We start from the raw sequence: 15,665 nt of genomic DNA, 5'->3' as shown, positions 1-15,665 counted from the left end.
ATGAAACTTCTTGCTAACCTCTGTTAATCCAGCTACAATATAACCACTCTATGGTTCAAATTTAAATAGTATGTACATAGTTGAATATGAAAAAGGAGCATCTTCACATGAATGCACAACAAAGCAATATCAAATTAGTCGTGACTGGGTTGCTGCTCGGTATTTTCATGTCCGCGATCGATAATACCATCGTAGCGACTGCATTATCGACGATTATCCGCGATCTTCAGGGCTTTGACCAGGTCGTCTGGGTAACCTCCATCTATATGGTTGCCGTTATGGCGGGCACGCCGATATTCGGCAAATTGTCTGATATGTATGGACGAAAACGGTTCTTTATCTTCGGGCTCGTCGTCTTCCTGGTCGGGTCTGCCTTGTGCGGAATGGCGGGAAGCATGACACAGCTCATTATTTTCCGCGCGATTCAGGGAATCGGCGGCGGTGCTCTAATGCCGATTGCATTTACGATCGTATTCGACCTGTTCCCGCCGGAGAAGCGTGGTAAGATGACAGGACTACTCGGCGCTGTCTTCGGCACATCCAGCATCATGGGACCGCTGCTTGGCGCCTTTATTACCGACAGCATCGGATGGGAATGGATATTCTATGTCAATGTTCCGATCGGAATCGTGTCCTTCATCCTCATCATGACGTCTTACAAGGAGTCCCGCTCCCATGTCAAACAGAAGATTGACTGGACCGGAGCTGCCACCCTCGTAGGCGCGATCATCTGCCTGATGTTCGGGCTGGAGCTTGGTGGTCAAACCTATCCGTGGGATTCACCGCAAATTTTAGGTCTGTTTGCTGGATTCCTAGCGTTGTTTATCGTGTTTCTCTTTGCAGAGACCCGGGCTGACGAGCCGATCATTTCATTTCAAATGTTCCGCAAGCGGCTGTTTGCTTCGAGTAATATCGTAGCCCTGTTCTATGGCGCCACCTTTATTGTGGCTACCATCTACATTCCGATCTTCGTCAGCGGTGTGTATGGTGGCAGCGCGACCAATTCGGGCCTCATTCTGATGCCGATGATGCTCGGCAGCGTAGCCGGCAGTCAAAGCGGCGGGATGCTGACAACCCGGACCTCGTTCAAAAACATTATGATTCTGTCCGTCATTTGTTTCATCGCAGGCATATTCTGCCTGAGTACGATAAGTCCGGATACGCCGCGCTACCTGTTGACGTTGTTCATGGTTCTGACCGGCTTTGGCGTCGGATTCTCGTTCTCCACACTCAGCATGGCCTCCATCCATAATTTTGATGCGAGACAGCGCGGTGCGGCCACATCAACGAATTCTTTCCTCCGCTCATTCGGCATGACGGTCGGAATTACAATCTTCGGTATTATTCAGCGAAACGGCCTGAACAGTCGACTTGCGGAAGCAGGTGACAGCGCCCCTGCCGGTACCCAGCTAAGTGCAGATGCCGCCCTTTCACCTGAAGTGATGGGACAGCTCCCGCCGGAAGTACGTGAACAGATCACGAACTCTTTGGCGGACTCCATCGCTGGGACGTTTATGTGGGCGCTTGTACCAGCCGTCCTTGCACTGGTGTTCGTGTTCTTGATGGGTAACGAACGGATCACTCTTCCCTCTAAAAGCCAAGGAAGAGCCTAGCTAGTGAGTTGTGAAGGAGCTCGAGTCTTCCTCGGGGTCCTGCTGGAAGGAAACCTTCCTCCGGACGACATCCGGACTGCAAGCGAATAAACATAACAAAAAAGAGAGCGAGCACACCCTCAAGTATAGGGCGTGCTCGCTCTTTATATATGGCGTAAATTAGAACAGAACCTCATCCGGATTCGATCCAAAACGTTTGTTTTGGTTCAAGCCGTCAATGACCGCAATATCTTCTGCCGAAAGCTCGAAATCAAAGATGCCAGCATTTTCACGGATACGATGTTCTTTAACGGATTTCGGTATGACGATAACGCCATTCTGAATATCCCAGCGCAGAATCACTTGCGCCACCGTTTTTCCGTATTTCTCTGCAATCTCAACCAGCGTCGGTTGATCAAGGTTACCCTGCATCAATGGGCTCCATGCTTCCAGAACGATACCGTTCTCGCGTGCGTAGCTTAACAGCTCCTTCTGGGAAAGAAGCGGGTGCAGCTCCACCTGGTTGACAACCGGAACTACGCCGGTATCCTCAATGATATGCTGCAGATGGCGAATTTGAAAATTGCTGACACCGATGGACCGGACAAGACCTTCCTTTTGCAGATGGATCAATGCTTTCCAGGTGTCCAGGTATTTATCTTTTCCCGGCCAGTGCACGAGATATAAATCAAGGAAATCCAACCCCAATTTCTTGCGGCTTGTCTCAAAAGCTTGCAGCGTTTGCTCATAACCCTGATCATCGTTCCATACCTTAGTTGTGATGAACAGCTCGTCACGCGACACGCCGGATTCGCGAATGGCTTGCCCTACACCCTCTTCATTGCCGTAGATGGCTGCTGTATCAATGCTGCGGTATCCTGCAGCGATGGCTGATTTTACGGATTGAATAACCTCTTCGCCTTCTTTGGTCTTCCATACGCCAAGGCCCAGCCACGGCATCGTTACGCCATTGTTCAAAGTAGGTCCATCGGTAAAAATGTGATTGGCCATTCTGAATTCCCTCCTGTTTATGTAATAATGGAGCGGTTATAAAGCCGCTTTCTTCAGTATATCAAAATTCCGGTACCCCGCTCAACGTTGCCCCTAAAGCCAAATAGGCCGCACCTCTTGGCAGCATGCCGCCTCCAGGTACAGCCTATTCCCTATGATTTTATATGGCACGGATGTGCTGCGTTCACTAATTCTTGCGTCTAAAAATACCAAAGCTCAGCAAACCGCATGCTGCCAGGAACAGATAAGGTCCCGCAGCGGCACCTCTTATCGTCTGTCCAAAGAAATCAACCGTTTTGGATGATACGTACATCATCGTTAATATGATAGCCACCAATGCAAAAACATAGGCAATGAGCTTGCTCATCTTCTTCTCGCGGACCACTTTAATAAATGGGTAGATGAAACAAACGATGAAGAACACGCCGCCCTGCAAAAATCCATTCTCTGCGGCAACACCGATATCCAACCATTTGAAAAAGAAAGAGGCAATCGCTAAACAGGTTGCTATAAAAATCAGCTTGCTCCCCAGATCCCACTGCATGAAACGAAATTTCATCCACTTACACTCCCCTTGCGTCAATCGCCCGGATGCTATGTCACCCTCGACAAACTTAGGGTCATTATACCGGATTTTTGCGGTTGAGGGTAGAGCGATTATAGGTCAGAAGGACTGTTAAGCCATACGGTCTTGCTCGCTGCCGGTTGGCGTTTACCCTGCTTCGGCTCCATATCCGGATATCCGATATAGAGGAAACCAAGCATTTTATCTTGAGCCTTCAATCCGAATGCTTGATTCATTAGCTCATGGAAGCACGGCTCGCCCGTTCTCCACACAGCACCAAGTCCAAGCTCATGAATCTGCAGGAGCATATTCTGAATGGCGGCAAATACCGCCCCGTATTCTTCAAGCTCAATCACCTTCGGATCTGTAGACGGCTCAACGGCTACTCCGATGACAAGCGGTGCACGATAGGCTTTCGTACGTCCCGATTCACGTGCAGCGTTTATGGCTTCTTCGCTCTTATCCTCATTGCCGGCAGCTTGAATATCGCCGAGGGCATTACCAAGGACGTTCCGACCTTCCCCTTGCATGACAAAAAATTTCCACGGCTCCGTAAGCTTGTGGTTCGGCGCCCATGTCCCTGCTTCTACGATTTGCTCAATCCACTCCTGCGGTACAGCATCAGGCTTGACCTTGCCAAAGCTGCGGCGCGTGCGGATCGCTTCACTTACGTTCATAACTAAATTCCTCCCGAGATTTATATTATTGGCCTTACAGTACATTCCTCTAAATGAGAGCCTGTCTCAATTATAGCAAATAGCGTGTCGTATAGCTCCTAAATTGACCATATGAAGATTAATCTGCGATTTTCATAAATATAGTTTAGTAGAAATATGCAATCCACTCTCTATTTCACTAAGATTTGAACCGAGTCGCTGTCTTCCTACTCCTACTTTCATATAGATTTCTATTCCATTACCTGGGATAATGAGATTTAACTCACACAGAAGATTAGGAGGAAGATACATGACCGACAAACGACTTATAACCCCCGAAGATTTATACCGGATGCACTGGGTGAATGACCCTGTCGTATCTCCAGCCAGCGGAGCGATCGCGTATGTACATAAGTCCGTGAGTGAGAAAAAAGATGGTTACCGCTCTCACATTCGCCTGCTTCCTTCGGATGGGGGCCCGGATCTATCCTTCACTTCAGGTGAAGCGGACACCGCGCCAGCCTGGTCCCCTGATGGGTCAAAGCTTGCCTTCCTGCGTAAAAAGGACGATAAGCCGCAGGTATGGATCATGCCTGCCACAGGTGGAGAAGCCCATTCGGTTACTGACTTGAAATATGGGGTCAGCGCCTTTAAATGGTCACCGGATAGCGCCCGACTGTTGGTTAGAAGCGAAGCAATGGGGACAGAGTCTGCGGAAAACGAAGAACAAGACAAAGACAGTAAAGATAAACTGCCTGAAGAAATGATCATTAAGCGCATTAAATATAAAGCCGATGGCGCGGGATTGTGGAATGAACGTCGACATCATCTATATCTCATAGATCCGTCTGCTACGGAATCCAAACAACTGACTGAGGGAGATTATGACGTATACTCCTTTGCCTGGTCACCGGATGGCAGCCACATCGCGTACAGCTGCAGTCTTGCCACTGAGCAATTTCCAGATCCGGATCTTCGTTTGACCAACGATGTATCCGTGATGAACCTTTCTACCGAATCTGTAACAGAAATTACGGACGGAACATTGTCGATTGGCTCCATTGCTTTCACTCCGGATGGACAGTATGTGCTGATGCTTGCCAGCGACCTCAGCTGCGGCTTCGCTACACTGACCAAGATCCATCTGGTCCCGCTCACTGGCGGAGAATCGCAGGTTCTGTATAAGGATATGGATGTACAGCTGGGGCATACTGCGGTCAGCGATATGCGTTCCGGGGCAGGAACACCACCCCTGTTCAGCAAGGACGGCCAATCGGTATACCTGCAGCTTAGCCAGGATGGCGGCGTCCATATTGGGCGGTTCGCCTTGGACGGTTCATCCTTCGAGCTGGTGGTCTCAGGTGAACGCGAAGTGTACCAATTTGCACTGACGCCGGAGGAGAATGTGGTATTTGCCGCTGCCGACCCGCTGCAGCCCGGTGATCTGTTCAGCTTCACTGCAATCAGCCTCGAGGAACGCCGCCTGACGAACTGTAATGAGGAGCTATGGAACGAGCTCACGCTTAGCACGCCGGAAACCTTTACGTTCCGTACGTCGGACGGCTGGCCGATCCAAGGCTGGATCATGAAGCCTGCCGGCTTTATGGAAGGTGCCAAAGTCCCGGCTGTGCTTGAAATTCACGGTGGTCCGCAAGCCATGTACGGACACACATTCATGCACGAGTTTCAACTGCTGGCAGCAGCCGGCTATGCCGTCTTCTACACCAATCCTCGGGGCGGCCACGGGTATGGGCAAGTTCACGTCAACACCGTGAGAGGTGATTACGGCGGGCGGGATTACCAGGATCTGATGGAAGCCGTAGATTATGTTTTGAACACCTACACATATATCGATGCCTCTCGTCTTGGCGTTACCGGCGGCAGTTACGGCGGCTTCATGACCAACTGGATCGTCGGTCATACCGACCGGTTCCAGGCTGCGGTCACCCAGCGCTCGATATGTAACTGGATCTCCTTTTACGGTGTCAGCGATATCGGCTATTCCTTTACACAGGATCAAATCTGGGGCAATCCTTGGGACGATCTCGAGAAGCTGTGGAAGCATTCCCCACTCGCTTACGTGAAGGACATCAACACGCCGCTGCTCATCCTTCACGGCGAGCAGGACCTCCGCTGCCCAATCGAGCAGGGAGAACAGCTGTTTATCGCATTGAAGCGGCTGGGACGGACAACCGAGTTCATCCGTTTCCCTGGTGCGGATCACAACTTATCCCGAAGCGGCCATCCGCATCTGCGAGTGAAGCGTTTGAGTCATATTGTCCGCTGGTTCGTAGAACATATCGATAGATAAACCAAACACAAATAACCATCCCCTATGAGACAAACACACGACGGGATGGTTGTTTTTTTGTTCAACTGTTTGATATTCAAAAGCATGGTTCATTCCGGATAAGATGAACTCCTGCTTGCTCCTGCATTTTCCCTTACTATAACCGCAATTACGCTTGCGTTGGCATTACTTCCATCGGTGTGATTTGATGACTCACCGAAGGCTCGTGTTGTTCCGCTTTTCGCAAATACTTCTGCCCGCGCCAGCGGAAGAAAGACAGCACACCCCGCAAATATTCGTCTGCAATCATGCAGGAATAGATTCCGATGAGTCCCCATCCCATGTGGACGCCGAGCACGTAAGAAAGCACCGTAGCGACAAGCCACATCGAGCCGAGTGAAATATACATCGTGAATCTTGTATCTCCAATGGCATTGAGCGAGTTGCCGAGTGCCATATTCAGCATTTTGCCAGGCTGGAGAATCAAATTCATGCCCAGCAGCGATGCACCGATCGCAATGATCGTCTTATCCTCCGTGAACAGCCCCAGCAGCTGTTTGCCAAAGACAAACAGAAGGAAGGCATTGACGATAACGTAAATGGCTCCGATCCCGAGCGCGCGATAGGCGCTCCGATAAGCATCCTTGATCTTTCCGGCGCCAAACAGATGCGCGATCTGGATCTGGGCAGCCATCGCAATCGACGAGCCCAACAGAAAACAGAACGATTCCAGTGTATTCATATACGTCCGGGCGGCCAGTTCCGCAGCCCCAAGCGTTGCAATAAAAGAATATATAATCAGCTGCGTAAAGACCCAGCAAGACATATTGATGCCGAGCGGCCATCCGATTTTTAGAATTTCACCGAACAGCGGACGGTTAAACACACGGAATTCCTTCCACTTGATCCGATATTCGAATGAACGAAGGAATATATACAACAGCAAGAATACGGCAAGCAATCTGCTGACGACCGTCGAGATTGCGACACCGGTAAGTCCCCACTGCGGAAAGCCAAAAGCGCCGAATATAAACCCGTAGTTCATAATCACATGGATGATATTCATGCCAATGGCCACATACATCGGAGCCCGTGTGTTCCCCGTATTACGGATAACGGTACTCATCGTTGCCATCATGGCAATCAGCACCATTCCCCCACCCACGATGGAAATGTATGTCCCGGCGAGCGGCAGCAGACGGTCCGGCAGCTGCAGTATCGAAGCGATGGCTTCCGGCATCGCAAACAATATCACACTGCACACCAAACCGATGATCGTCGTGACGCTCAGTGCCATGATGCCGATCGTTCGAGCCTCTCCTCTTTTATGCGAGCCAATTTTCTGGGCAATGAGAATACCAGCACCACTCGCAACCGTCATAAACAATGTGGTCATGGCTTGAAACAACTGATTCGAGAAGCCTACCACCGCAACGGCGTCATCCGATATCCTGCTCACCATCAATGTATCCACCGCTCCCAATAAAAACTGCAGGAACAGCTCAATAAATATAGGCCATGCAAGGACCCATAGTGTAAACTTATTCACACTCTTATCCAACATTCCAACCTCCGCCCATGATGTAAGGATTAAACCCAATTCCTATAAAAAATGGTGTTTAACCTTCTCAAATTATAGATGGTATACTGGAGGTATAATATCATTATCCGAACGAAAACTATCAAATTTCCAACCTCAAACATCACGAAAGGGCTTTCTTATGACGATCTTGAATTTTACCGTACCGCCGCTGCCGGAGTACATCAACAGCGGTCTAACCCGCGCCCCGGTGAATGGGCGTCATCCCAACCGTAAAAACATCGGCATCTTCGACCTGCTCGTTGTCATCAAAGGGCAGCTCAATGTCACGGAGAATGGCAATCCTTACGAGATCAAGCCTGGCATGTTCCTGATCCTGCGTCCCGATACACATCATTTCGGCACAACAGGTTGCACCGAAGAAACCGATTATTACTGGCTTCATTTTCAGACGTCCGGTGCTTGGCATGCGGATGAAGCTGTTCACGCGCCGAGAAGAGACGAGGTTACCGAATTGAAGGCGATGACGCCGAATTATTTTTCCGTAAACATTCCTCAGTTCGGCACCCTTCCTCAGCCCGAGAAGACTATGGAATTTCTGGCAACCTTGTCATCACTGGTTCAATACGGTCATCAGGCCAAATTTCTATGGCGCCAGCAGGTGGTGTTTCAAGAGCTTATCGAGCAGCTGGCAGCCGCACTGAATGTACCAGTGTCTTCCCCCTCTTCTGCCTGCGCCGAGCGGGCTGCCGCTTACTTACGCAAGCACTACCAAGAGGAGTTCAAGGTACAGGAACTGGGCGACCGCATTAACTTTCATCCTGTCTATATCGCACGCTGCATGCAGAAGGAATTCGGATGTTCACCCGTTGAATATCTGCAGCACTACCGGATTGAACAAGCTAAAATGCTTCTGATGCAAACAGACTTCAATATCAGCCGGATTGCCGAAGAAGTCGGTTTTAACCATGCGGCCTACTTCACTTCTTGTTTCACGAAACAGGAAGGCATATCGCCTCGTAAATACAGACAGCGGTTCTTCATGAATTAATTCTTGAATATGTAAAAAAATCTGAGAAAGTGGCTTGCAACCTGAGCGGGAACTCTTTATAATAAGAATCAGCTACATGATAATGATTATCATTACCGGACAAGTGAGAATCCATTGAGAATATAAACTCCCGATGTTCACACTTGCTCTGCTTGGAGAGTTTATATATAAAGGAGAGCCGATTGACTTATGAAGACGACTTCCCGCCGCTGTTCTCTGCAAATAGACGATTATCTGGATATGCTGAATCTTGCGATCCAGCTTGGAGATATGAAATGGCAGAAAGAAATCACCCGCAAAATGGAAATGGCCCTATCCACCCTGGAAGCAGCCACTCAATAATCTTATATACAAGGATTGCATAATCCTCCAATAGAAAGGACGCCGTGCCACACTGTCACCCGCTCGGGTAATGTATGGCATACAGGCGTCCTTAGTCTTTCGCTACTTCTTTTATATCCAAAGCGACCACCACCGCGACTTCTCATCATTTGCAATCCCGCCGCATCAATCAAGAGATGCGGCGAGATGATGGGTAAGCATCAATTGAGCCTATTCTTGCCTTAGTCCCGCATCGGTTTGCACCTTGATCCGGTATTCATGAGGCGAAACCCCTTCCAGCTCTTTAAATACACGTGAGAATTGCTTGGTGTTCTCGAACCCGACGGCATTGCCAATGTCGGCCAGTTTCATCGTGTCATCCCGCAGCAGCTCCTTGGCTTTTGAAATCCGCAGTTTCTTAAGATATACCACAAAGTTTTCACCTGTATGCACCTTAAACGCTTCACTGAAATATGAGTAGTTCAAAGACACATGATTGCTGACCATCGCCATATTAAGCGGCCGGTGGTAATTCTCCTCCATATACATCAACGCTGCTTTCATTTCAGAATGCTCGCTGTGGGCTGAACGGATGCCTTTGATATATTCATTTACATGCAGCAGCAGATGCTCCAGATTTCTGAAATACGAGTGGAAATGCCGATAATTGTCCATCGTCCCTACCTTCCGGTACAGCTTCAGCACCTCTACCATGGACTCCCCGTAAACGCGGAACACTTCATCCAGCACCCGCTCATTGATCTGCTTGCTGACATGCTCCAAATAATCCAAGGCCACATCCGGCATATCCTCGATATGAAAAATATCAAGAAGGAGCTCCTTGATCTCCCGTTCCCGTTCCGTACCAAGCATATTGCCGAGTTTACGGATAGCTTCATCCGGCATCGGATATGTATGCAATTTCCCTTGGATATCACCATGACTCATTAGCTTGACGTTCGGATGTATAAACGTATAGTTTAATGCGCTCAGCGCCTGATTATAGCAGGGCCTAATATCTTCAACCGTGAATCCCTCGCGGCTAATCCCCATAAACAGCCCATCCATCTCCCGCTCGGTAAACTGCTGCGCAAGCTCCTCGAACTGTCCGTCCGGACTGCCGATGAGCACCAGCTTTCCTGCACTGTCCGGGAAGCAAGCATGGATTCGCCCTTCCATGGACATGACTATTTTCTCGGTCAATTGCTTGAGCTCATCTTTATTCATGGCATTGCCGTTCTCATACTTGTATCTCATCACCGCCACCTTGAACGGCTTCACAAACGAATCAAATCCAATCTCCTTCGCAAGGGTATCCATGTCTTCGCTTCGTGCTGGCGGCTGTTCCAGCAGCTCTCTCAATCGATGGGTCTGCAGCTGCTGGAGATGCAGCTCACTGGCTTTAATCCGGTTATGCAGATCAGCTTGCCAGTTCAACGTTTCTTCTGTTTTTCGGAGTGCAGCGAACAGCTCTTCGCGGCGGATCGGTTTAAGGAGGTACTCCTTCACCTGGTAGCGGATCGCAGCCTTTGCGTATTCGAAATCATCATATCCGCTTAGAATCAGAATGACAGGCTTTACCTGCACTGGTTCTTCCCAATCAGCTATTGCCCCAATCAGCTGGATACCATCCATCACCGGCATTCGGATATCAGTAATGATAATATCCGCCGGTTGCTGATGAAGATAATCCAGCGCTTCCTGACCCTGGGCAGCCAGGCGGATTTCGTATTGATGGGGGAACTCCCGCTCAATCATCGCTTTCAGCCCGGTCCGAATATTCTTCTCATCATCCACGATTATCAGATTTCTCATGTCCGCTGCCTCCTCCTGTTAACAGAACCTTAGGGAATGTCATGGTCACCTGCGTGTATTTCCCTTGTTCGCTCTTCACTTCGATTCCGTAATCATTCCCATAGAACAACCGGATTCGCTGATGCACATTCCGCAGCCCGATGCCTCCTGCCTGTACTCCACCGCGTCCGTAGTCTCCCGAAGGGAGCTCTTCATGATCTGTCGTCCGCAAAATCTCGGTCAGTCTGCCAAGCCGATAGGGCTCAATGCCGATACCATTGTCTGTGATGTGAATCGTGATCTGATCCTTCTCCCAAGCGATGACATCGATCTTGATCTGCTTCTCTTGATCCTGTGCTTCAGGCCAGGCGTGCTTGACGGCATTCTCCACGATCGGCTGGAGCGACATCTTTAATAGCTCAAGCTCCATGAATTCTGACGGAATATTAAGTCTCAGCTGGATCGGTTCATCAAAACGGATATTCATAACATCGATATAGTTCTGGATATGACGAACCTCATCCCTTAACTTGACGTATTCACCCGACCATTTGAAATTGTAGCGCATCATTCCGCCTAATGAGGTTAAGGCATCCGAGATCGTTCGCTGTCCCTCGATTTCGGCGAGCATCTTAATATTTTCAAGCGTATTGTAGAGAAAATGAGAGTCGATCTGATTATGCAGGGTACGCAGCTCTGCTTCCTTCGTTACCGCCTGCTTTCGTACTCCTTGAGCTATCAGTTCATTTATGGTACGAAGCAATTTATTAAAATGATGTGCTAATTCTCCAACCTCACCGCCACCCTGAATGGCAATGCCCGCAGTCACCTCTCCCTTGCGAACTCTTTTCATAGCCTCGGTCAATCGGCGAAGACTCTTCAGGATTATGGAATTCATATAGTAGGTAATGATCGATAACAAAATAATCAGTCCGATGTTCACTGCTATAATCTGTCCCTGGGCCTTGGACACGTTATTTAATGCTCCTTCCAGAGAAACGATATTGAGCAAATGGGCATCCAGCCGTTTCATGGGCGTCGCAATCAGCAAATACGATGAATCGTTATAACTAAACTGGGCATGAACCGTGTCTTCGCTATCGGCGGTACGCTGCTTCAGTTTCGCGAATTGAGCCTTGACCTCATCAGGCAGCCCTTCTTGACTGCTCATGAACAACTGGTTCTTGTCCATAAACAGCTGCCCTTCCCCATCGGCAATAACCATCTGCGAGCTATCATCCAGAATACCGGCAAAGGTCTTCGGCGCAAAATACTTCAGCAGCATATCGACCTGGACCAGGGCTGTATAGCTTCCTTCAGGAACTTGTCGGATGAGTGATACTTTGGGCAGTTCCTCGGATGCATCTGCCGCGTAGCGCTGCAATATGTCCGGATCACGATGATGAAATACCCACAGTTCCCCGCCGTTTAGCTTCTTCGTCTTCGGATACCATGGCTCGTTCACAACCCGTTTTTCCTGAAAAATGATGGGCCACATCTCTAAAATGTTCGGATTGTTTGTAAAGATACGAAGATGTGTAATATTGGGGTTGTTAATCTGAATACGCTGTAAGTCCTTAATCGGACCCCACACCAGATTGTATAGCCAGGCAGAGTCAGGCTCCTCATGGACCCGCAAATAATCCTTAATCTCCTCATCCGAGATCGCCAGCTGTGCAGCCATTTCAATCGCTTCGATCTGATTCAGCATGTTCATTCTCTCAATTTCTAGCAGGAACGAATTCTGATTCAGAGCATCGCTGATGTAGGTATCCCGGATCTGTTTAAAAAAGTAATTCGACACGATGATGCTCGGTATGAGCAAAATCAAGATATAAGCCGCTACCAAACGGCTCTGCATCGATCTGCGGCCAAACCAATAGGTAAACGATTGAATAAGTGCTGCCATTCGTTTCATCCTGTCCGTCACATCCCGTGTTCTATAAAATGAGTCGTAGCCGGTCCTGAGCATGTTGCAACATATGGAAATATTGGAAGACATGCAGCAGCAGATCGGATACCATCCTATAGTAGCTCGTGATGCGACAAAAGGCACCCTATTTCGACAAAATCGAATCTAGGGTACCTTCGTCTTCATTTAGTTGTGCATCCGCCTGATCTACGTAGGCTTGCTTGTTTCCTTGCTTATTTACTTCAAAAATTCCTCAAGCTTCTTCACATTCTCCTCGTATTCTTTCTGTCTGTATTCTTGAACTTTCGCGAATCCGAGCGATTCACGCTTTGCTTGGTAATCATTCCAGATTTGATCAAACTCGGCATCCGACTTGGCAAAGATCAGCTTCGGCAGGATTTTTCCCCACTCGTTCATAACCTTTTCATTAATGATGCCTTCTTCGGAGTTTGCATCCGGATCCAATTGGTCAAATTGCGAGAAGCTTGCGGCCTTACCGCGCGTCCAATCTTCCAATTGCTTGAACGGCTCAACGGCTGCAGGCTTCCAAGCCTGGGTTACGTTCTCATCCATCATCATCCAGAAGGTATGGGAGGCACCATACTTCTTATCGAATGCCCCGCGGTCACTATTCAGCAGCTCCGCAACTTCTGGCAGGAACTGGTCCTTGCCATCGATCGTATCCCAAGTTACGCCCTTCTCTCCCAAGAAGGTATCCCGCTGCCCTTCTTCAGAGATGAGATAATCCAGGAAACGGATCGCGCGTGCTTTGTCTTTCACGTTCTTCGATATGAGTGTAACTGTCCAGCCGGAGATGGATGGACCCGACAGTGTCGGCTGATCCAGCTTGGAGTTAGCCATTCCATCCACCGCGATATAAACGGAGTTTGGATCGTTTGCATATAGTGCGTTCTGCTGATTAGCCATATCGCTGCGTTGATACAGCATCGCGAAATAACGGCCCTGGGCAATTTTCTCTTCCATCTGCGGACGTTTATCCACAAAAACATCCTTGGACATCAAGCCCTTTTCATTCGCCATGCGCAGTGTCTTCAGCCATCTCACATATTCCGGATCCGTGCCGCGGTCGTACAACTTCCCGTCTTTATCCTGCGGAATAGCCAGGAAGTTCTGCAGATAACCTTCGAGAGAGCTGTTGCCCTTCTCATGGAAATCATGCAGTCCAAACGGAATAAGCGGCTGACCGTTTACATCCGGGAACATTTTCTTGGCATCCTCAAGCGCCTTCAGGAACCCTTCCGGTGTGCGCATGTCCGGGCTTCCCAGCGCCTCATACATATCTTTGCGCACGAGGAAGGTTTGGTTGGAAGTCAGTTCATCGCCAAACTTCTCATAGTCCTTGGGTGAAGACGAAGCATTCGGATAACCGTAGATGTTGCCGTCATCCTTCGTATACCATGACACCTTCGCAGGGTCGGTTACTTTATAGAAATATGGATCATATTGATCTGCCAATTCGTTCAGCGGCAGTACCAGATCGCCCTCGATCATTTTTTTGACAGCGTCTTCATACCAGCCCAGCGTAATAAAATCAGGCAGCGTACCGGAAGCGATCATCGTATTCATCTTCTCGGCTTCATTCCCTGCCGGTACGATGAAGTTAATGTTAACTCCTGTTTTCTTCGTTACGTATTGGGAGGTAATGTCCTCGCCCCATTTGTTCGGGAACCAGGCAAAGTTGATATACCAGTCAAACGTAATCGGGGAGGTGTCAATCTCCCATCCGGGCTGGTCCTGAGTCAATTTCACTTCTTCTTCTGCCGGTTTTTGATCCTCTTTTTCTGACGCGCCTTTATCACTTCCACTTCCGGACGAGCACGCTGTTGTAAAGGCCATGACCAGTGCAAACATCAACAACAGAAAGCTCTTTGGCTTAAGCATCTTGCTCATGTGTTTACCCCTCTTCTTATTTAAAAATAGATGATATATAGAACTCCTGCCAGATGCAGCAAGAGAAGCTACCATACGATTGCCTCTGGTTTCCCTAGGAATGAGGCATATTATCCGGATATTCAGCTTTGAGTCTTAACCCTTAATAGAACCAATCATCATCCCTTTTACGAAATATCGCTGCAGGAACGGATAGACGAATACGATAGGTGCCGTTGTCACAACCATGGTCGCCATCTTGATCGACTGAGAGGTAACCGTCTTGGAAACCCCGCCCGGAACCTGGGCCATCATCTGGTTCGAGCTGGACTGGGCAACGACCTTATACAGATACGTCTGAATCGGCTGCAAATCCGCGTTATTAATGTAGAGGACACCTGTGAAATAGTCATTCCACTGGAACACCCCATGAAATAGCGCGATCGTTGCGATAACCGGCATAGACACCGGGAGCACAACTCTTAAGAAAATCGACCAGTCATTTGCCCCGTCAATCTTCGCCGCTTCCTCCAGACCGTCGGGAATCTCGCGGAAAAATGTCATGAAGATAATCAGGTCAAAGAAACTGAACATGAACGGAATTATGTACACCAGGAAGCTATCAAGCATATTCAAGTCCTTGATTAGCAAATAAAAAGGAATAATTCCGCCGCCAAAAAACATCGTTATCGTGCCCAGCAAAATATAGAATTTCCCGCCGATCAGGCCCTTTCGGGAAAAGGCATAAGCCACCATCGCAGTGAACAAGACGTGTATAAATACGCCGACCACGGTTTTGGCCACGGTAATGCCCATCGCCGTCATGATGCCGGAGCTCTGGAACACCGCGCTGAAGTTCTCGAAGCTGAACATTCGCGGCCACCAGTAGATCCCTCCGCGCATGGCGTCCTGCCCGTCATTAAAGGCATTCACCAGCACGTACCAGATCGGGTAGATCGTCAGGAAGCATACGATCAGCATGCCGAAATTATTGAATATATCAAACAAGGCTTCGCCTCTGGTTCTTCGTTTAAACATGATTG

12 protein-coding genes are annotated in these 15,665 nt (G+C 48.9%); 4 read left to right on the top strand and 8 right to left on the bottom strand.

The window, feature by feature from the left end; all coding sequences use genetic code 11:
- Positions 1–107: 107 nt before the first annotated feature.
- Complete coding sequence (locus AM231_RS22935) at positions 108–1,613, top strand: MDR family MFS transporter (protein ID WP_053490192.1); 1,506 nt, start codon at positions 108–110, stop codon at positions 1,611–1,613.
- Positions 1,614–1,772: 159 nt separating this feature from the next.
- Here AM231_RS22935 and AM231_RS22930 read toward each other — a convergent pair whose 3' ends face one another.
- The 3 genes from AM231_RS22930 to AM231_RS22920 form a co-directional block, all read right to left on the bottom strand.
- Positions 1,773–2,603: an aldo/keto reductase gene (locus tag AM231_RS22930; RefSeq protein ID WP_053490193.1), complete on the bottom strand. Its 831-nt coding sequence runs from the start codon at positions 2,601–2,603 to the stop codon at positions 1,773–1,775.
- Between the two features lie 187 nt (positions 2,604–2,790).
- On the bottom strand, positions 2,791–3,162 hold the full coding sequence (locus tag AM231_RS22925; protein WP_053490194.1) for a hypothetical protein: 372 nt from the start codon (positions 3,160–3,162) through the stop codon (positions 2,791–2,793).
- Between the two features lie 98 nt (positions 3,163–3,260).
- The gene (locus AM231_RS22920; RefSeq protein ID WP_053490195.1) at positions 3,261–3,845 is read right to left on the bottom strand and encodes a nitroreductase family protein; all 585 of its coding nucleotides are present in this window, start codon (positions 3,843–3,845) and stop codon (positions 3,261–3,263) included.
- A 289-nt stretch (positions 3,846–4,134) separates the two neighbouring features.
- On the opposite strand from AM231_RS22920, the gene AM231_RS22915 reads away from it, so the two are divergent.
- Entirely contained in the window at positions 4,135–6,135 is a 2,001-nt protein-coding gene (locus AM231_RS22915; protein ID WP_053490196.1) for a S9 family peptidase, read from the top strand.
- A gap of 148 nt (positions 6,136–6,283) precedes the next feature.
- Here the strand turns inward: AM231_RS22915 and AM231_RS22910 are convergent, their stop codons facing one another.
- Positions 6,284–7,678, bottom strand: a complete 1,395-nt coding sequence (locus tag AM231_RS22910) for an MATE family efflux transporter (RefSeq protein WP_054404670.1) — start codon at positions 7,676–7,678, stop codon at positions 6,284–6,286.
- Between the two features lie 157 nt (positions 7,679–7,835).
- Here AM231_RS22910 and AM231_RS22905 point away from each other — a divergent pair, with 157 nt between their 5' ends.
- Together AM231_RS22905 and AM231_RS29270 are read left to right on the top strand one after the other, a co-directional pair.
- Positions 7,836–8,705: an AraC family transcriptional regulator gene (locus tag AM231_RS22905; protein ID WP_054404669.1), complete on the top strand. Its 870-nt coding sequence runs from the start codon at positions 7,836–7,838 to the stop codon at positions 8,703–8,705.
- A gap of 189 nt (positions 8,706–8,894) precedes the next feature.
- Complete coding sequence (locus AM231_RS29270) at positions 8,895–9,047, top strand: hypothetical protein (RefSeq protein WP_165593461.1); 153 nt, start codon at positions 8,895–8,897, stop codon at positions 9,045–9,047.
- Between the two features lie 210 nt (positions 9,048–9,257).
- Here AM231_RS29270 and AM231_RS22900 read toward each other — a convergent pair whose 3' ends face one another.
- The 4 genes from AM231_RS22900 to AM231_RS22885 all read right to left on the bottom strand — a co-directional run bounded on the left by AM231_RS22900 (position 9,258) and on the right by AM231_RS22885 (position 15,660).
- Positions 9,258–10,841 (bottom strand): response regulator, encoded by a 1,584-nt coding sequence (locus AM231_RS22900; protein WP_054404668.1) that lies wholly within the window; start codon positions 10,839–10,841, stop codon positions 9,258–9,260.
- The gene (locus AM231_RS22895; protein ID WP_242615284.1) at positions 10,816–12,729 is read right to left on the bottom strand and encodes a cache domain-containing sensor histidine kinase; all 1,914 of its coding nucleotides are present in this window, start codon (positions 12,727–12,729) and stop codon (positions 10,816–10,818) included. The genes AM231_RS22900 and AM231_RS22895 overlap by 26 nt, the downstream gene beginning before the upstream one ends.
- A 240-nt stretch (positions 12,730–12,969) precedes the next feature.
- Entirely contained in the window at positions 12,970–14,643 is a 1,674-nt protein-coding gene (locus tag AM231_RS22890) for an extracellular solute-binding protein (RefSeq protein ID WP_207383672.1), read from the bottom strand.
- A gap of 135 nt (positions 14,644–14,778) precedes the next feature.
- Positions 14,779–15,660 carry a carbohydrate ABC transporter permease gene (locus AM231_RS22885; protein WP_054404666.1) on the bottom strand — a complete coding sequence of 294 codons (882 nt, stop codon included), beginning with the start codon at positions 15,658–15,660 and terminating at the stop codon, positions 14,779–14,781.
- Between the last annotated feature and the right edge of the window lie 5 nt (positions 15,661–15,665).

The sequence above is a fragment of the Paenibacillus solani genome, from assembly GCF_001277345.1.
In the GTDB taxonomy this organism is placed as follows: Bacteria; Bacillota; Bacilli; order Paenibacillales; family Paenibacillaceae; genus Paenibacillus_AQ; species Paenibacillus_AQ solani.
Note: the sequence above shows the minus strand (reverse complement) of the source record. Positions and strands in the feature narration are given on the sequence as shown.

Bases quoted from the DNA above. Each gene is read 5' to 3' on its own strand.
- AM231_RS22935 (WP_053490192.1), top strand. From the start codon at position 108: ATGAATGCACAACAAAGCAATATCAAATTAGTCGTGACTGGGTTGCTG.
- AM231_RS22930 (WP_053490193.1), bottom strand. From the start codon at position 2,603: ATGGCCAATCACATTTTTACCGATGGACCTACTTTGAACAATGGCGTA.
- AM231_RS22925 (WP_053490194.1), bottom strand. From the start codon at position 3,162: ATGAAATTTCGTTTCATGCAGTGGGATCTGGGGAGCAAGCTGATTTTT.
- AM231_RS22920 (WP_053490195.1), bottom strand. From the start codon at position 3,845: ATGAACGTAAGTGAAGCGATCCGCACGCGCCGCAGCTTTGGCAAGGTC.
- AM231_RS22915 (WP_053490196.1), top strand. From the start codon at position 4,135: ATGACCGACAAACGACTTATAACCCCCGAAGATTTATACCGGATGCAC.
- AM231_RS22910 (WP_054404670.1), bottom strand. From the start codon at position 7,678: ATGTTGGATAAGAGTGTGAATAAGTTTACACTATGGGTCCTTGCATGG.
- AM231_RS22905 (WP_054404669.1), top strand. From the start codon at position 7,836: ATGACGATCTTGAATTTTACCGTACCGCCGCTGCCGGAGTACATCAAC.
- AM231_RS29270 (WP_165593461.1), top strand. From the start codon at position 8,895: ATGAAGACGACTTCCCGCCGCTGTTCTCTGCAAATAGACGATTATCTG.
- AM231_RS22900 (WP_054404668.1), bottom strand. From the start codon at position 10,841: ATGAGAAATCTGATAATCGTGGATGATGAGAAGAATATTCGGACCGGG.
- AM231_RS22895 (WP_242615284.1), bottom strand. From the start codon at position 12,729: ATGGCAGCACTTATTCAATCGTTTACCTATTGGTTTGGCCGCAGATCG.
- AM231_RS22890 (WP_207383672.1), bottom strand. From the start codon at position 14,643: ATGAGCAAGATGCTTAAGCCAAAGAGCTTTCTGTTGTTGATGTTTGCA.
- AM231_RS22885 (WP_054404666.1), bottom strand. From the start codon at position 15,660: ATGTTTAAACGAAGAACCAGAGGCGAAGCCTTGTTTGATATATTCAAT.